The sequence below is a fragment of the Streptomyces sp. NPDC054961 genome (assembly GCF_053609145.1).
Window position 1 is genome coordinate 107,648 of record NZ_JBSGWY010000019.1, and the last position, 15,111, is coordinate 122,758.

General features: G+C 70.6%; 11 protein-coding genes and 1 pseudogene. 8 read left to right on the plus strand and 4 right to left on the minus strand.

The genetic code is table 11. The features are described 5' to 3' along the window. The first annotated feature begins 843 nt into the window (after positions 1 to 843). A complete protein-coding gene (locus ACWF9Z_RS18985) occupies positions 844 to 3,699 on the plus strand; it encodes a hypothetical protein (protein WP_453603493.1) in 2,856 nt (951 codons plus the stop codon). Positions 3,700 to 3,751: 52 nt separating this feature from the next. On the opposite strand, the gene ACWF9Z_RS18990 is transcribed toward ACWF9Z_RS18985, so the two are convergent. Beyond that, complete coding sequence (locus ACWF9Z_RS18990; RefSeq protein WP_453603494.1) at positions 3,752 to 4,594, minus strand: class I SAM-dependent methyltransferase; 843 nt, start codon at positions 4,592 to 4,594, stop codon at positions 3,752 to 3,754. A 359-nt stretch (positions 4,595 to 4,953) separates the two neighbouring features. On the opposite strand from ACWF9Z_RS18990, the gene ACWF9Z_RS18995 reads away from it, so the two are divergent. From ACWF9Z_RS18995 to ACWF9Z_RS19015, 5 genes are all read left to right on the plus strand, one after another. Further along, entirely contained in the window at positions 4,954 to 5,286 is a 333-nt protein-coding gene (locus ACWF9Z_RS18995; RefSeq protein WP_453603496.1) for a hypothetical protein, read from the plus strand. Between the two features lie 370 nt (positions 5,287 to 5,656). Continuing rightward, positions 5,657 to 6,601: a nucleoside hydrolase gene (locus ACWF9Z_RS19000; protein ID WP_453603497.1), complete on the plus strand. Its 945-nt coding sequence runs from the start codon at positions 5,657 to 5,659 to the stop codon at positions 6,599 to 6,601. 177 nt (positions 6,602 to 6,778) lie between these two features. Continuing rightward, positions 6,779 to 7,729, plus strand: a complete 951-nt coding sequence (locus tag ACWF9Z_RS19005; RefSeq protein WP_453603499.1) for a DUF4344 domain-containing metallopeptidase — start codon at positions 6,779 to 6,781, stop codon at positions 7,727 to 7,729. 327 nt (positions 7,730 to 8,056) lie between these two features. Beyond that, positions 8,057 to 8,431 (plus strand): hypothetical protein, encoded by a 375-nt coding sequence (locus tag ACWF9Z_RS19010; RefSeq protein WP_453603501.1) that lies wholly within the window; start codon positions 8,057 to 8,059, stop codon positions 8,429 to 8,431. A 181-nt stretch (positions 8,432 to 8,612) separates the two neighbouring features. Then, positions 8,613 to 8,978: an ArsR/SmtB family transcription factor gene (locus ACWF9Z_RS19015; protein WP_453603538.1), complete on the plus strand. Its 366-nt coding sequence runs from the start codon at positions 8,613 to 8,615 to the stop codon at positions 8,976 to 8,978. 41 nt (positions 8,979 to 9,019) lie between these two features. Here ACWF9Z_RS19015 and ACWF9Z_RS19020 read toward each other — a convergent pair. The 3 genes and pseudogenes from ACWF9Z_RS19020 to ACWF9Z_RS19030 all read right to left on the minus strand — a co-directional run. Then, positions 9,020 to 9,154: pseudogene (locus tag ACWF9Z_RS19020) on the minus strand (DUF1330 domain-containing protein); the annotation flags it as partial. A 145-nt stretch (positions 9,155 to 9,299) separates the two neighbouring features. Further along, positions 9,300 to 9,908, minus strand: coding sequence for a TetR/AcrR family transcriptional regulator (locus tag ACWF9Z_RS19025; protein ID WP_453603503.1), 609 nt, complete (start codon positions 9,906 to 9,908; stop codon positions 9,300 to 9,302). Further along, entirely contained in the window at positions 9,853 to 11,379 is a 1,527-nt protein-coding gene (locus ACWF9Z_RS19030; protein ID WP_453603505.1) for an MFS transporter, read from the minus strand. The genes ACWF9Z_RS19025 and ACWF9Z_RS19030 overlap by 56 nt, the downstream gene beginning before the upstream one ends. A gap of 197 nt (positions 11,380 to 11,576) precedes the next feature. On the opposite strand from ACWF9Z_RS19030, the gene ACWF9Z_RS19035 reads away from it, so the two are divergent. Together ACWF9Z_RS19035 and ACWF9Z_RS19040 are read left to right on the plus strand one after the other, a co-directional pair. Next, entirely contained in the window at positions 11,577 to 12,068 is a 492-nt protein-coding gene (locus ACWF9Z_RS19035) for a hypothetical protein (protein WP_453603507.1), read from the plus strand. A 167-nt stretch (positions 12,069 to 12,235) separates the two neighbouring features. Continuing rightward, a complete protein-coding gene (locus tag ACWF9Z_RS19040; RefSeq protein WP_453603509.1) occupies positions 12,236 to 15,097 on the plus strand; it encodes a tetratricopeptide repeat protein in 2,862 nt (953 codons plus the stop codon). The last annotated feature ends 14 nt before the right edge of the window (positions 15,098 to 15,111 follow it).

A 15,111-nucleotide genomic window follows, 5' to 3' on the forward strand; every position in this document is an offset into this window, starting at 1 on the left:
GCGGCTGCCGGGTGGGGGTTCCCCGCGGGGTGTTCCCGCCGGAGCCCCCGGGGGCCCGTAGCCCGTACCGCCCGGGCCCGGGCGGCGGCGAGGCGGGGGCCGGGGCGTTGACGTCACCGGTGGCTGTCCAAGCCGGACGCTGTTCAGGGCGGTCAGCCGGTTCAGCGGCCTGCTCACCGTGTAGGTGAGAGCTGACCGACGGACGCGCAGCGGGTGCTTCGCCTCTACCAGGCATCCCAGAGCCCACCATGACGGTGGCGGACCGGAGGTATGTCTGCGTCGTCAAGGTCGTGGCCGGCGTGGTGCAGTCCGCGGATCCGCTGTGCCTCGAGTCGGCCCTGGAGCCGGGCGCGGCCCTCAACCGTAGCGATCTCGGCGGAGAGCCAGCCGTTCCTGCAGGAGAACGCCATGCAATGCCAAGAGGTGATCCGGCGCAGCGTCTTCGTCGGGGCAGGGCGACGGCCTTCGCGGGCGGCGCGAACCAGTTCGGCGTTCGCATAGCGCAGGTGATACAGGGACATGGACTCCGATGCGCCCACTCTGACGCGGAGCTGCCTGGGAATCGTGCGGACGGTTCGGGACATCGAGAGCCTCCGTAAGGCCCTCTGGGCTTTCCAGAGGTACCTATGGCGGGTGCGTAGGGGTCAGCACAACTCAGCTCACTTCGTGTCGGGACGATCTACCAGCAGCACAGTAGTCGCACAGAGACGTGGGCCGAGATCTTCTGCTCGCCGCCATTCGCACATCGGTCCAGCCGCGCCGCCCGGATGAGGGGTTCGTCTGCGCGGGGCGGGTCCGTCGTTCTACGCTCGCCGGGCTGCGCCGTGGGTGAGGAGCCGAGGAGTGACCACCATCGAAATACCGCCGGAGGCGGCCCTACCGGATGCGGGGGTTCCCCTCCCGCCCTTCCGGGGCTGGCGCTATGCGGCGGAGGCCGCGGTCTACCGGGACGGCGTCGAGGAGCTCCTGGCCGAACCGGCCGTCGTCGACCGGCTGCAGATCCGCCCGGAGGTCACGGCCGACGCGGTGCGCGCGGCCATGCACGAGACCGCGGCCGTGGAACGGGTTCTGCTGCTCGCGCGGGCCGAGCACGAGGCCGTCGGCTCGGCGCTGGACAGGCGGACGGGACTCCGGCGGCGCCTGGCGCGCGCCCGGGCCCGGCTCGGGCTGGAACCGGCCACGGTGGCGACCCTCCTGGTCATGCTCGGCATGCTCGCCAGCCTGAACGGGTCCGGCGGCTTCTGGTCCACCTCGCAGGTGGTGGCGGCGGCGGGCGCATCCGCCGTGAGCGCCTGGCTGTGGCGCCGCCCTCGCGCACGTCGGCAGCTGCGCAGCATGCCCGTCTACGTCCGCTGCCGCTTGGGGGTGTGGGCGAGCACCCACGACGTCGACGACGCCCTGCGGCGGCTCGCGGCGGAGTTCACTGCCCGCAGCATGCGCCAGGTCCTCCTCGAGGTGATCGAGGCGTTGCTCGGCGACGACCCGCACTCCGTGCTCGTGTACGACGGCTACCACGGGCTGCGGGCGCGGCGGGACTCCCGGTTCTTCGTACGGAGCCTGTGCGCGGGGCAGTTGGCGCGAAAGCTGAGTCTGATCGACGGCGGCACCATCGCGCTCAGCGGCCCGCGGGGCGTGGGCAAGACCAGCCTCCTGGACGCTGTGAGCAGTCTGCTCCGGCCCGCGACGGCGGAAGCCGCGGAGCCCGACCTGGTGATCCGCGTCGCCGTACCCGCCGCCTACACCCCGTACGACTTCCTGCTGTCGTGTCTGGCCGGCGTGTGCGAGCAGTACCTGCGGCGGAGTGGGCAGCCCGTGCCCGACTTCACCCGGCTGTCGGGCTTCGTACGGCTGGGCCGCCGCAGCGCGGGCCTGGCCCACCGCGCCGTGCGGTGGCTCCTGTTCGCCCTGCCCGCCGCGGCCCTGCTCGTCCTGGGCACGGCCGTGCCGGTACGTGTCTGGAGGGACGGCCGCCGTTCGGGCCTCATGTCCTTCGCGGCGGGTGTGGCGCAGGATGCCACCCACGTGGTGGACGGACTCTGGCACGGTCAGTACGTCGTAGTCAGCCTGATGGCCGCCTGGACGAGCCTCTTGATGTGGGGGCTTCGTACGCCGGGGCGCTTGCGAAGGTTCCTCGGGCTGAGGGAGGAGCGCCGGACCGGCTGGGTGCTGCTGTGGGCACTGGGCTGGCTGTTGGTCGCGGCGCCGGTCCTGGACGTTCTGGTGGCCGTGTACGACGCTGTCGACCTCGTGCCCGACCAGACTCGCTGGACCAGCCGGCCGGGCGCGCCCCGGAACGGGGTGACAGAGCTCCTCGCCTCGCTGATGCTGCCGCTGTTGGTTTTCCTGCTCGTCACGTTGTGCGACTTCCGGCGACGTCTGACCGTCCGCGACCGCTTGCTGGTGGCGATCACCCTGGGGGGTCTGGCCTGCATCGCGTGCCTGGAGCTCTCCCCGGCGACCCGGCCGGCCGTAACCGACCCCGAAAACCCCGGCCGGCTCGCGGTGCTCCTGCTCGGGCTGCTCCTCGTCCGCTGCTCCTTCGAACGGCGCAAGCGGCACGCGAAGCAGAGCGACCTGACGAGGCGCTGCCTGGACCAGCTCTTCCGGCTCCGCACGGTCCAGGGCACGTCGGCCGCACTGAACCTCGCTCCGGGAACGCCCTTCGGGAGCGCGCACGGTTCCACCCTCTCCAGCGTGCCGCCGAACTTCCCCCAACTGGTCGCGGAGTTCCGTGCGCTGATGGAGGCGATCGCGCAGGAGCTGGGCGATCAGGGCGACGGGCGGGTATTCCTGTGCATCGACGAGCTGGACCGGATGCCCACCCCGGCGCAGGCGCGGACGTTCCTCGGCGAGGTCAAGGCGATCCTCGGCGTGCCCCGGGTCTACTGCCTGGTGTCGGTGGCCGAGGACGTCAGCGCGGGGTTCGTACGTCGGGGCATGCCGCACCGCGACAGCACCGACAGCGCCTTCGACGACGTCGTCCACGTCCGCCCGATGACGCCCACCGAATCGGTGGTGATCCTCAAGGCACGGGTGCCCGGGCTGCCCCTGCCGTACGCGATCCTCGCCCACGCCCTGTCCGGAGGCATCCCGCGGGACCTCATCCGCTACGCGCTCGGCCTGGTCGAGCTGCGCCAGAACACCCCGTACGTGGAACTGCGCGACATCGCACTGGTCATGCTGGCGGAAGAGCTGTCCGACACGCTGGCCGGCTTCCGTACCCTGCTCTCCGCCCAGCCGTGGACAGCCGAGACCGCGCCGGTCATGGTCGGCTACCGGCTCCTCATGGAGCAGTTGGACCCTGCCCGCCCGCAACAGGGCGACGCGCTCGTACGCGCCCTGAAGGATTTCGCAGCACCGGCGGCACCTGTCGTGCCGGGAACTGCCGGGCCGGGCGACGCGGCCTTGCCGGAAGCAACACGCCCGCTGGTCGCCGAGGCCCGCGCGTACGTCGCCTACGTGCTCACCCTGCTCCAGATCTTCACCCCTGCGGACTTCAGCCAGCGCAGCGACGACGTCGAACGGACCGACCCGGACGGCTCGGTCCAACGCCTGGCGGACATGCGCCTGGAACTGGCCGTATCCCCGTACAGCACCCTCGCCCTCGTCGACCGTGTCAGACGTGCCTGGGGCCTTGCCCCACTGGCCGCCACTCCCCCGGCCACACCACCTGTGCCGGGCCCCACGCCCAGCACCTGACCCGGCGCCCCCCGGAAGGTGATCCGGCAGCAATTGAATCCCGTTGCAGAACTTAATCGGGCGCCACGCCGCTCCGGCGCGCGGTGAACAGGAGGTACTCCCACTCCATGGCCCCGTCCCGGAGCGCACCAGCCGCCAGCTCGTCGAGGTGCCGGTCCAGGGCGGCGGTCTTCTCGGGAACATCGGCGATGTTCCGGTAGACCGCGATCGTCGGGCCGTAGGTGGCCTTGAAGAACTCGCGGAAGTCGGCGGGCTTCGCGAAGCGGTCCACGCGGACCGTCTGCCGTCGCGCCTCCACCCCGGTGACACGGTCACCGAGGAGAGCACGGACGTGCTCCTCGTTTCCCCACAGGGGTGGCGGCTGCGCCCCCGGGGGCGGCGATGGCGCATATGCCTTCATCGTGGTGAACATCCGTCCGATGAACCCCTCCGGAGTCCAGCTGATCAGCCCGACGGTGCCGCCCGGCCGGCAGACCCGGAGCAGCTCGTCGGCGGTGTCCTGGTGGTGCGGGGCGAACATGACCCCGACGCAGGACATGACCGTGTCGAACGCTCCGTCAGCGAAGGGCAGCGCCTCGGCGTCGGCCACCTGCCAGCGCAGCTCGGCGCCGCGCGCCGCCGCATCCCGTTGCCCCACCTCCAGCAGCTCGGGCGTGAGGTCGGAGGCGATCACGTCGCCGCCGGCCAGCGCGGCCGGAATGGCGGCGTTCCCCGACCCTGCGGCGATGTCGAGCACCCGGTCACCGTGCTTCACCCCGCAGGCTTCGACCAGGACGGGTCCGAGGGCCCCGACGACCTCCTTGGCGACCGCCGGGTAGTCGCCGAGCGCCCACACGGCCCGGAGCTTCGCCTTGAGCGCGCGGTCAGCGTCGCGCGCGTCCGTCGTGTCGGTCATGCCGTCCGCCTCCTTCGCTTGGTACCGATTCCCGCTTGCTTCGAGCATAGGAACTCGCGCGGACCGCGGCCCGGCGACAGGTGCCGTCACGGTCAATGACGCAAAGCTGCGGCGGCCCGCTCGAAAGCGGCCGGGTCCCAGGGGGGCCGGGTTGGGAGGTCTCCGTGACCTGCACGTCATTGTCTTGCTGTTCCCGGTCGCACCGCGCAGCGCGCGGGGTGACGATGGGAAGGCGGACCTCGCGGGCGGTCGCCGCCCCCATCTCCGGCGGGGGGACGGCTCTGCGCTCGCGGAGCGCGGCCAGGGGTGTCGCCGTGGGCGGGGGGACGCCACTCTGTTCCCGAGCGTGAGGAAAGCCCATGAATCGGCGCACACGTCTGCTCGTCCTCGGTCCCCTCGCGGCCGCCTCGCTCGTCGCTTCCCCCGCCGCCCTCGCGGCGGACTCCCAGTCCCCGCCGGCTGCGGCCCCCGCCGCGACCTGTTCCGTCTCCGGCGTGCTCGACAACGGAAAGGTGCACCTCTCCGGCGGCGGCTTCACCCCGGGCCCGGCGTACGTGTTCGGGTCGGCCGGCTTCGGCGGAACAGTGGAGATCGCCCAGAACGGCGGCTTCCAGGTCATGAATGTGCCGCCGGCCCAGTACAGCGTCCGGCAGGGTGGCGAATTGACCCAGTGCAGCGGCTTCACCCGCTGAGGTGCACGCGCAGCCCCACCGCGGCGCCCTCCTCGCCACCACCCGGCTCCCGCTCACCCCCTGGGGATCAGCACCCCTTACCACTCGCGCGTCGACGAAGGCCGCATCACCGAGGTCACGCCGCAGAAACGCCTGATCGCCGGTCGCGCGGGCGGGCGGGCGGGCCTCAGGACGGACCGGCCTTGTCCGACGAGGCACGGGCTCCCATCGAGGAGTATTGCCAGCGACGACGGAGCGGGTCGGTGCCCAGCTCCCGACCGGTGCGGCGCGCGTACGTCCTGGGGTTCCCCGCACCCCGCCCGAAAGCCTCCTGGCCACGGGGGTGCCGGAGCGGCACAATGGCGGGATCGACGCCTCCGCTGGAGAGTACGTGCCCGTACCGATCATCATGGACTGCGACCCCGGACACGACGACGCCCTCGCGATCATGCTTGCCGCGGGTGACCCCGCAGTCGATCTGCTGGCCATCACCACGGTCGCGGGGAATCAGACGCTTGCCAAGACCACGCTCAACGCGCGCCGCGTCTGCACGGTCGCGGGCATCACCGATGTGCCCATCGCAGCCGGCTGTGCCAAACCGCTGGTCCAGGAGCTGAACGTCGCGGCCGACGTGCACGGCGCGTCCGGCCTCGACGGGCCGCTGTTCCCCGAACCCACCGTGGGCGTGGTGCCCGAACACGCGGTGGACCTCATGTACCGGCTCCTGACGGGCCACCCAGAGCCGGTCACCCTCGTACCGACGGCGCCGCTGACCAACATCGCCCTGCTGCTGACCCGTCATCCCGATGCGGCCACCCGCATCCGGGAGATCGTCCTCATGGGCGGTTCGGCGGAGCGGGGCAACCGGACGCCGGCTGCCGAGTTCAACGTCCAAACGGACCCGGAGGCCGCGGACATCGTGTTCCGCAGTGGCGTTCCGGTCACCATGTGCGGCCTGAACGTCACCCACCAAGCGCTCGCCACACCCGAGGTCGTCACGCGCTTCGAGCGCTTGGGCACCGACCTGGGACGCATCTGCGCGGAGCTGCTGACCTTCTTCGCCTCCACCTATCGCACGCTGTGGGGGTTCCAGGCCCCACCGTTGCACGATCCGGTCGCGGTCGCCCGGGTGATCGACCCGGGCATCGTGCACTGCGTGGATGCGAATGTCGTCGTCGAACTGAACGGCCGGTACACCCGGGGTGCCACCGTCGTGGATCTGCACCGGTACACGGGGCGACCGGTGAACGCGCAGGTTGCGCTCAGGCTGGAAACGGGCCCGTTCTGGGACCGGCTGCTCGCCGCCGTGACGGCTCTCGGCGACCGTACGGCCTGACCGGCTCGTCAGCTCAACTCCTCCCGGCCGTGGCGCGGGCCGGCGCCCCCTGCGTGCGGCGGGTTCCGCCCGACGGATGTCACGCAGACGTCCGCATCATCGTGGGAGAGCATCAGGCACCCGAACGCCGCGGGGTGTCGCACGTCGGCCAGCGGGTCGGGACGAAATAATCGGGCCGTGAGCAGTGGTGGCTATGCGACCGGAGTGCGGACCGCCGTGGCGGGCGCGCTCCTCGCCGTCGGCTTCGCGCTCGTCTCCTGCGGCGGCGGCGACGAGGACGAGGCGAAAGGCAAGGTCACGGTCGTCTACGAGGACGACGCGACCACAGCGAAAGACCGGCGGGCCGTCGAGGCGGTCCGGAAGTCCCGCGTCCTGGAGCAGGCCGCCGAATGGGTGAACAAGTCACTCGCCCTCCCGCACGACCTGGTCGTGAAGGTCACCGACAAGGTTCCGCCGGGGGTCGAAGATGCGGTCACCCAGCCCGACGGCAGAACGATCTACGTGCCCCCGGAGTTCCTCACCCAGGTCCAGGGGGTCGCCGCCAACGTGGCCAAGACCGTCGAGCGTCCCGCCGTGTTCCCCCAGGACAAGTACAACGCCGACGGCCTGACCGCGCTGGCGACCCAGTTCATCTTCGGCCACGAACTGGGCCACGCCCTGCAGCGTCAGCTCATGCTGGCGAACCTGGGACTCGAGGAGGACGCCGCCGACGGGTTCGCATCGTTTTACACCGTCAATGAGGTCGGGTCCGCTCCCTCGCTCGCGGCCGCGCTCGTCTTCGACGAGATCGCACGCAAGGAGGGCAAGACGACCCTGGAAGGGCTCTCCAGCGATCACCCCGTCACTCAGGCGCGGGTCTTCAACTTCCTCTGCTACCTCGAAGGAAGCGACCCGAAGAAGTACGACAGCCCCCTAGTCAGCGCCGGCTACCTGCCGAAGACCCGCGCCCCGCTGTGCCCGCAGGCCTGGGCGATGCTGGACCAGGGCTGGTGGACCCAACTCGCGCCGCATTTCACGGCCGCGTTCAAAGACCAGGGCGACAAGAACCAGGAGAACGCCCGCGCGCACCTGATCGCGGAGACGAAGGCCTTCGCGGAGAAGCTCGACAAGATCCGCAGCGGCCAATGAGCTTGCATCGCCGCCCGCGCCCCGCCGCCCGCCGCCCGCTCTGCCGATGACGTAGCGGACCGGCGGCGGCGCCACTGACCCTGTTGGCGCCGCGGACGGTGTCGGCCGCGACTGTGGATGGGGGCGATCCTTCACTCCGCCTGGGGATGGCCGCCTTCGGTCGCCGTACCGAGCACAGACCCGGGCCGCCTGTGTGGACATTCCGCGCAATCTACCGTTCTCCTCACACCGTCTCGCACGCTCGGTAGCGTGATGCCGACAAGTCGTCTGGTGGCAAGGGGAAATACGCACCGGACGTGGACCGTAGAAGCAAGGGAGCGGACGCCGATGGCGAACGTGGAGGTCTCCTTGAAGGAGACGATGACCTCGATCGAAGGCACGTTAGGAGCCGCGATCGTGGACTACACCAGCGGCATGGCGCTGGGGACCCTCGGTGGCGGGAAAGATCTCGACCTCGCGGTCGCCGCCGCGGGCAACACCGATGTGATCCGGGCGAAGGTCCGCACCATGGAGATGCTGGGTCTGAAGGACGAGATCGAGGACGTGTTGATCACGCTCGGCGGCCAGTATCACCTGATTCGACTGCTCAGGGGCCGCGGGAACAGCGGCCTGTTCCTGTATGTCGTCCTGGACAAGGCGAAGTCCAACCTGGCCATGGCCCGGCATCAGCTCAAGCGCATCGAGTCCGCTCTGGAGCTCTAGCCCCGGCGTTTTCACGCCCACGCATGCCCATGAGTTGAAGAATTCTTCAATCCGGCACATCCGAAACAAGTAATACACGGGCATGCGTGGGCCCGCACGCACGAACGTATGGGTGGCCGACCGGCTGGAAGCCCCCCGGCCCCGGGCAAGGTCTGAAGCAACAACAGGAGCACCCATGGGAATGCAGGTACCCCTCTACCAAGCGAAGGCCGAGTTCTTCCGCATGCTCGGACACCCCGTCCGCATCCGCGTCCTGGAACTCCTGCAAAACGGTCCCGTACCCGTACGCGACCTCCTCGCCGCGATCGATGTCGAAGCGTCCAACCTCTCTCAGCAACTGGCGGTCCTGCGCCGTTCGGGCATCGTCATCTCCATCCGCGACGGAGCGACCGTCAGTTACGCCCTCGCCGGCGGCGATGTAGCCGACCTCCTCCGTGCTGCCCGCCGCATCCTGACCGAACTCCTCGTCGGCCAGAACGAACTCCTGGCCGAACTCAGGCAAGTGGAGCCACAGGCGGACTGCACAAGCAGCAGCACCGGCCGCTGACCCTGCCGCACACTCGCCGGCAACCACACCAGCGGCGGCCACACGGCCCGCACGCCGCGGGCGAGCGGCCGTCCGCCTCCGGCCTCGACGGCCGGGCCGCCCAGCTTGTTGTAGGCAGCCAGCTTCTCGGGGTCGGAAAGGGTGCGGTAGGCGCTGACCCCGCAGCACTTGGCCACAGAACTTCCCGTGTTCGGAACGTGTGCGTCCGAACGTGCGCGTCGGAACGTGCACGCCTGACGCCGGATTCACTGCTGCGAGCTGCGAGCCGCGAGCGAGCGCACCGGGTGGAAGATCGCCGCGGTGGTTCAGGGAACGTACTGGTCAGCGACGCGCCGGGGCCTGGCCGTCGAGCAGGGGTTGCAGGAGTGGGATGTACAGCTCGGCGACTTCGTCGGGAGCCAGGCTCGTCAACTGGTCGGCCTGGACGGTCGCGTACAGGGCCCCGAGGCCGAGCAGCACTCCGATGGCCAGTTCCGCTCGCAGCGCGGCGTCCGGCCCGGGGAGTCGGGCGGCGAGGGCGTCGATGACCTGCGTGCGGAAGTTGGCCCGGGCCTGTCCGCCGAGTTCCAGGTGGTGACGGGAGAAGGCGATGCGCAGGATCGGGTCGCGGGTCTGGCCGCGCTGGGTGGCGAGCAGGTGCAGGACCATGTGCCGGGCGAGGCCGTCCAAAGGGGCGTCGAACAGGGCGGTGGCGTCGGCGTCGAAGGTGAAGACCTGGTTGAACAGGTGCTCCTTGGAGCCGTAGTACTTCATCACGAGCGCCGGGCTGACGCCCGCGTCATCGGCGATGGCCGCGATGGTCGTGTCGGCGTAGGCATGGCGCGCGAACGCACGCCGGGCGGCGGCGAGGATCTCCGCGCGCCGCGCGTCGGCGTCACGCGGTCGTGCCGCCCGGTCCGGTGCGGGGCCGGGCGTCGGCGGCGCCGGCACCGGTGCCGGTGGGTTCCTGAACGTCGTTCGCGGGCGGCCGCTGCGGGGGGAGGCGGAGCTCGGGCCGGGCATCGTGTTCAGCCTCCTGGAGGGGGGACTGCGCGGGTCGCGGCTGGCGCGGGATGAGGCAGGCGGCCGCACAGGCCAGCAACGCGACCGCCCCCGCCACGGCGAAGGCCACGCGGTACCCGTCCAGGGTAGGCGCCGCCACGGCCACGCCCGACACGCCGGCGAACACGCGGGTGTGCTGCGCCAGCACGGTGGCTACCACCGCGCTGCACAGGGCCTGCCCGATGGTGCGCATGAGGACGTTGAGGCCGTTCGCCGCGGCGGTCTGCTCCAGCGGCACCGCCCGCATGATCAGCATGGGCAGCGCGGAGTAGGCGAGCGCCGTGCCGACCGACACCACGGCCGCACCGGCGATGACCGCCCACAACTGCCGACTGTCGGCGAAGCGCAGCCCGTACCCGGCCGTGATGACCGCCGTGCCCAGGGTCAGCGTGGCCCTGGCCCCACGGGCGGCGGACAGCCGGGCGGACAAGGAAGCGCACAGCACCATGATCACACCACTGGGCAGCAGGCACGCACCCGCCGTCACCACCGAGAGACCCAGACCGTACCCGGTGACCCGAGGCGTCTGGATCAGCTGCGCGGTGACGAGGGAGTTGGCGTAGAACGCGAACCCGGCCAACAACGCGGCCACATGCGGCAGCAGAACCGCCGGACGCATCGCGAGTCGCACGTCCACCAGCGGCCGGGACACCCGGCGCTGCTGGACGGTCCACCCCGCCAGGATCAGCAGCGCCGCCCCCGACAGACCGAGAACCCGCCGACTACCCCACCCCCACTCACCCGCCTTGGACAACGCCAACAGCAGAAGCACCAGCCCCGCACTCAGCCCGCACGCCCCGACCAGGTCGAACCGCCCCGGCGACCGAACCGGCTCCTCCCGCAGCACCCACCACGCCAGCACGAGCACCGCCGCCGAGAGCACGGTCATCGCCCAGAACATCGCATGCCAGTCCGCGAACTGCACCAGCAGCGCGGCCAGTGGCAGACCGAGAGCAGCACCGATCCCCACCGTCGAACTCATCAGCGCCACCGACGAGCCCGTCCGATGCGGCGGCAGCACGCCCCGCAGGAAACTGATCGACAGCGGCACCACCGCGGCCCCCACCCCCTGCAGCCCACGGCCGGCCAAAAGCCAAGGGAGGGTGGAGGCGAACGAGCACACCAGCGACCCTACGACGAGCGCACCGAGCGCGACCAACAACATCCGCCGCTTGCCGTACATGTCCCCGGCCCGCCCCAGCAACGGCGTCGCGACCGCCCCGGTCAACAACGTGAGCGTGACCACCCACCCGACATCGACCGGCGCCGCGCCGGTCAGCCGAGGCAACTGCGGCAGCAGCGGCACGACGGCGGTCTGCACCAGCGTGGTGACGATACCCCCGGCCGCCAGAACGGCCATGACGCGGCGATCGGCGGAGGGGGACGGGGACGGGGACGGGAAATCAGTGGGCACCGCGAAACCCCCTTGAAGGTGAATGGCGTTCACCACTCTAGGTGAACGCCATTCACCTACACAACGCGGTTCCGTGGACGCGGCTGCCGGGCTTGACCTGGACGAACCGTGGGACGCCATGCGGATCTCGGTCTAGCCTGCCGGTGAAGGACCGTCAGGCCGACCGGGGCCGGGGCGGCAAGAGCGGGGAGCGTGCTGTGGCGGGTGTTACGGGCAGGGCCCGGATCGCGGTGTGGGGTGCGGTGGCTGTCACCTCTCTGGTCGCGGCGGGTCTGCTCGCCGTCGTGCTGATCTTCGACCTCGATACCGGTGACAAGGTCGCGAGCCTCGCCGGAGCATTCCTCGCCGCGGCGGGCCTGGTCATCTCGATGGTCTCTCTGATCGGGCAGGGTGCGGCGCCGACGGGGGTAAGTGTCCGGGCCGGGCAGGGTGGGACCGCTGTCGGCGGAAACATCACCGGAAGCGCGCTGGGGGCGAACTCCCGGGTGAGGACGCAACCTCCGGCCTCGCCGCCTGCGACGAGCGGTTCTGGCCCGGCGGGAGCTGTGGGGAGTGTGGTGGCCGAGCCTGGCGGGACTGCTGCAGGAGGCGATGTCAGCGCCAGCGCCCTCGGCGACGGAAGCCAGGTCCTGTGACCCTCCTCTGGCCCTGGAGGAAGCCCCGGTCCACGCCCGGCGGCCAGTCGGCGGCCCGGCACCCTGCCGCCCCCGACACCGACGGCAGCACCAGCACCGGCACCGGCACCGGCACCGACGGCCGTGGGCTACAGGAAGCGCATGCTGCGCCTGGCATCGCGCCTGCCGTGGGCGGGTCGGTGGCCGCGGCCGAGAACGCGGTGGCCGCCGGCCGGGACATCACCAACAGCGCCCTCGGCGAGGGGAGCAGTGTCACCACCCAGCACTTCCACCTCCCTCCAGCACCGGAGGTGTCATGGCCGTTGCGCGTGGGAGCGCCGCCCCTGCTCGCGTCGTCCTTCCAACCGCGGCCCGCTCTGCGGGAGGCGATCGACGAAGCCCGCCTGGCGGGCAGGGACGCGGTGCTGGCACAGGTGCTTTCGGGCGGAGGAGGCGTGGGGAAGTCCCAGCTCGCCGCCGCCTACGCCCACGACGCCACCCTCGCCGGCACTGACCTCGTCCTGTGGGTCGCCGCCACCGACGTCCAGCAACTGATCACCCTCTACGCGCAGACCGCGCGCCTGGTCCACGCCCCGTCGGCCCACGGCGAAGACCCTGAGAACGATGCGCGGGCGCTGCTGGACTGGCTCGCCACCACCACCCGTAGCTGGCTCATAGTGCTCGACGACGTCACCGACCCGGGTGCCCTCACCCCCTGGTGGCCGTCCGGACGTGCCGGACAGGGCTGGGTACTCGCGACGACCCGGCTCAAGGACGGGCGTCTGACCGGGCAGGGCCGCCGCCGCGTCGACATCGACGTCTACACCCCCGCCGAAGCCGTCGCCTACCTCGAGCACCGCCTGACCACCGACGGCGCCAGCCACCTCCTCGACGGGCACCAGGACCAACTCGCCGCGGAACTCGGCCGCTTGCCGCTCGCCCTGGGGCACGCTGCCGCCTACCTCCTCAACCAGCAGATCCCCTGTGCCGAATACCTCGCCCTGCTGCGCAGACGCGAACAGCAACTCGACGACGCGATGCCCGCCTGGGCCGACACCGAGAACTACGGACGGCAGATCACCGCCACCCTGCTCCTCTCCCTCACCGCCGCCGAGACCGCATCCCCACGGGGGCTTGCCCGCTCCGTCCTCCGACTCGCAGCCCTCCTCGACCCCGCCGGTCATCCCCACACGCTCTGGAACACCCCAACCGTCCTGACTCACCTCACCCACACCCGCAGCAACGGCAGCGACACGGCCGCGACGACGCATCCGGCCGGCGCCGAGGAAGTCCGCGCCACTCTGCTCGTGCTGCACCGCTACGCCCTGATCACCTACGACACCCGCGCGCCCCACCAGCAAGTCCGCATTCACGCCCTCACCGCCCGCGCCACCCGCGAGAGCACTCCCCTATCCGAGCAGGCCGATCTGGCGCGGACCGCCGCCGATGCCCTGCTCGACATCTGGCCCGACCCCGACCAGCACCACCGCGAACTCGCCTCCGTCCTGCGCACCAACACCGAAACCCTCACCCAGCACACCAGCCACCACCTCTGGCACGACAAACCCCACGGTCTGCTGTTCCGCACCGGCAACAGCCTCCGGGACAACGGGCTCCCGCACGCCGCACTCATTCACTGGCTAGACCTGCTCACCACGGCCGAACAGCTGTTGGGCACGGACCACCCCGACACCCACATCGCCCGCGCCAACCTCGCCGTCACCTACAGCAGCCTCGGACGCTACGACGAAGCACTTCAGCTCAAGCAGCGCGTCCTCACCGCTCGCGAACGCATTCTCGGCGACGACCACCCCGACACCCACCTCGCCCGCGCCAACCTCGCCGTCACCTACAGCAGCCTCGGACGCCACGACGAAACGCTCCGACTGGAAGAGCAAGTCCTCACCGCTTACCAACGGCTCCTCGGCGACGACCACCCCGACACCCACCTCGCCCGCAACAACCTGGCCGTCACCTACAGCAGCCTCGGACGCTACGACGAAGCACTCCGACTGGAAGAGCAAGTCCTCACCGCTTACCAACGGCTCCTCGGCGACGACCACCCCGACACCCACCTCGCCCGCAACAACCTCGCCGCCACCTACAGCGACCACGGACGCTACGACGAAGCACTCCAACTCAAGCAGCGCGTCCTCACCGCTCGCGAACGCTTCCTCGGCGACGACCACCCCGACACCCACCTCGCCCGCGCCAACCTCGCCGTCACCTACAGCAGCCTCGGACGCCACGACGAAACGCTCCAGCTGGAAGAGCAAGTCCTCACCGCTTACCAACGCCTCCTCGGCGACGACCACCCCGACGCCCACCGAGCCCGCAACAACCTCGCCGCCACCTACAGCAGCCTCGGACGCCACGACGAAGCACTCCACATCAAGGAGCAAGTCCTCACCGCTTACCAACGCCTCCTCGGCGACGACCACCCCGACACCCTCCGAGCCCGCAACAACCTCGCCGCCACCTACAACGACCTCGGACGCCACGACGAAGCACTCCAACTGGAAGAGCAGGTCCTCACCGCCCGAGAACGCCTCCTCGGCGACGACCACCCCGAAACTCACCTCGCCCGCGCCAACCTCGCCCTCACCTACAGAGACCTCGGACGCCACGACGAAGCACTCCGACTAGGGGAGCAAGTCCTCACCGCCCGCGAACGCCTCCTCGGACACGACCACCCCCACACCCACAGCGCCCGCGCCAATCTCGCCGCCACCTACAGCGACCTCGGACGCCACGACGAAGCACTCCAACTGGAAGAGCAAGTCCTCACCGCCCGAGAACGCCTCCTCGGCGACGACCACCCCCAGACCCTCCTCGCCCGCGCCAACCTCGCCGTCACCTACAGCGACCTCGGACGCTACGACGAAGCGCTCCAGCTGGAAGAGCAGGTCCTCACCGCTCGCGAGCGCCTCCTCGGCGACGACCACCCCGACACCCACCGAGCCCGCAACAACCTCGCCATCACCTACAGCAACCTCGCACGACGCCGCGCAGCGGAACAGCTCTTGGATCGGCGGAATCCGCAGGGCTGACGCAACGCGCCCAC

What these genes read in the sequence shown, in the direction of transcription:
- ACWF9Z_RS18990 (WP_453603494.1), bottom strand. Translation starts at nt 4,594, where the DNA reads ATGACCGACACGACGGACGCGCGCGACGCTGACCGCGCGCTCAAGGCG.
- ACWF9Z_RS18995 (WP_453603496.1), top strand. Translation starts at nt 4,954, where the DNA reads ATGAATCGGCGCACACGTCTGCTCGTCCTCGGTCCCCTCGCGGCCGCC.
- ACWF9Z_RS19010 (WP_453603501.1), top strand. Translation starts at nt 8,057, where the DNA reads ATGGCGAACGTGGAGGTCTCCTTGAAGGAGACGATGACCTCGATCGAA.
- ACWF9Z_RS19015 (WP_453603538.1), top strand. Translation starts at nt 8,613, where the DNA reads ATGCAGGTACCCCTCTACCAAGCGAAGGCCGAGTTCTTCCGCATGCTC.
- ACWF9Z_RS19030 (WP_453603505.1), bottom strand. Translation starts at nt 11,379, where the DNA reads ATGGCCGTTCTGGCGGCCGGGGGTATCGTCACCACGCTGGTGCAGACC.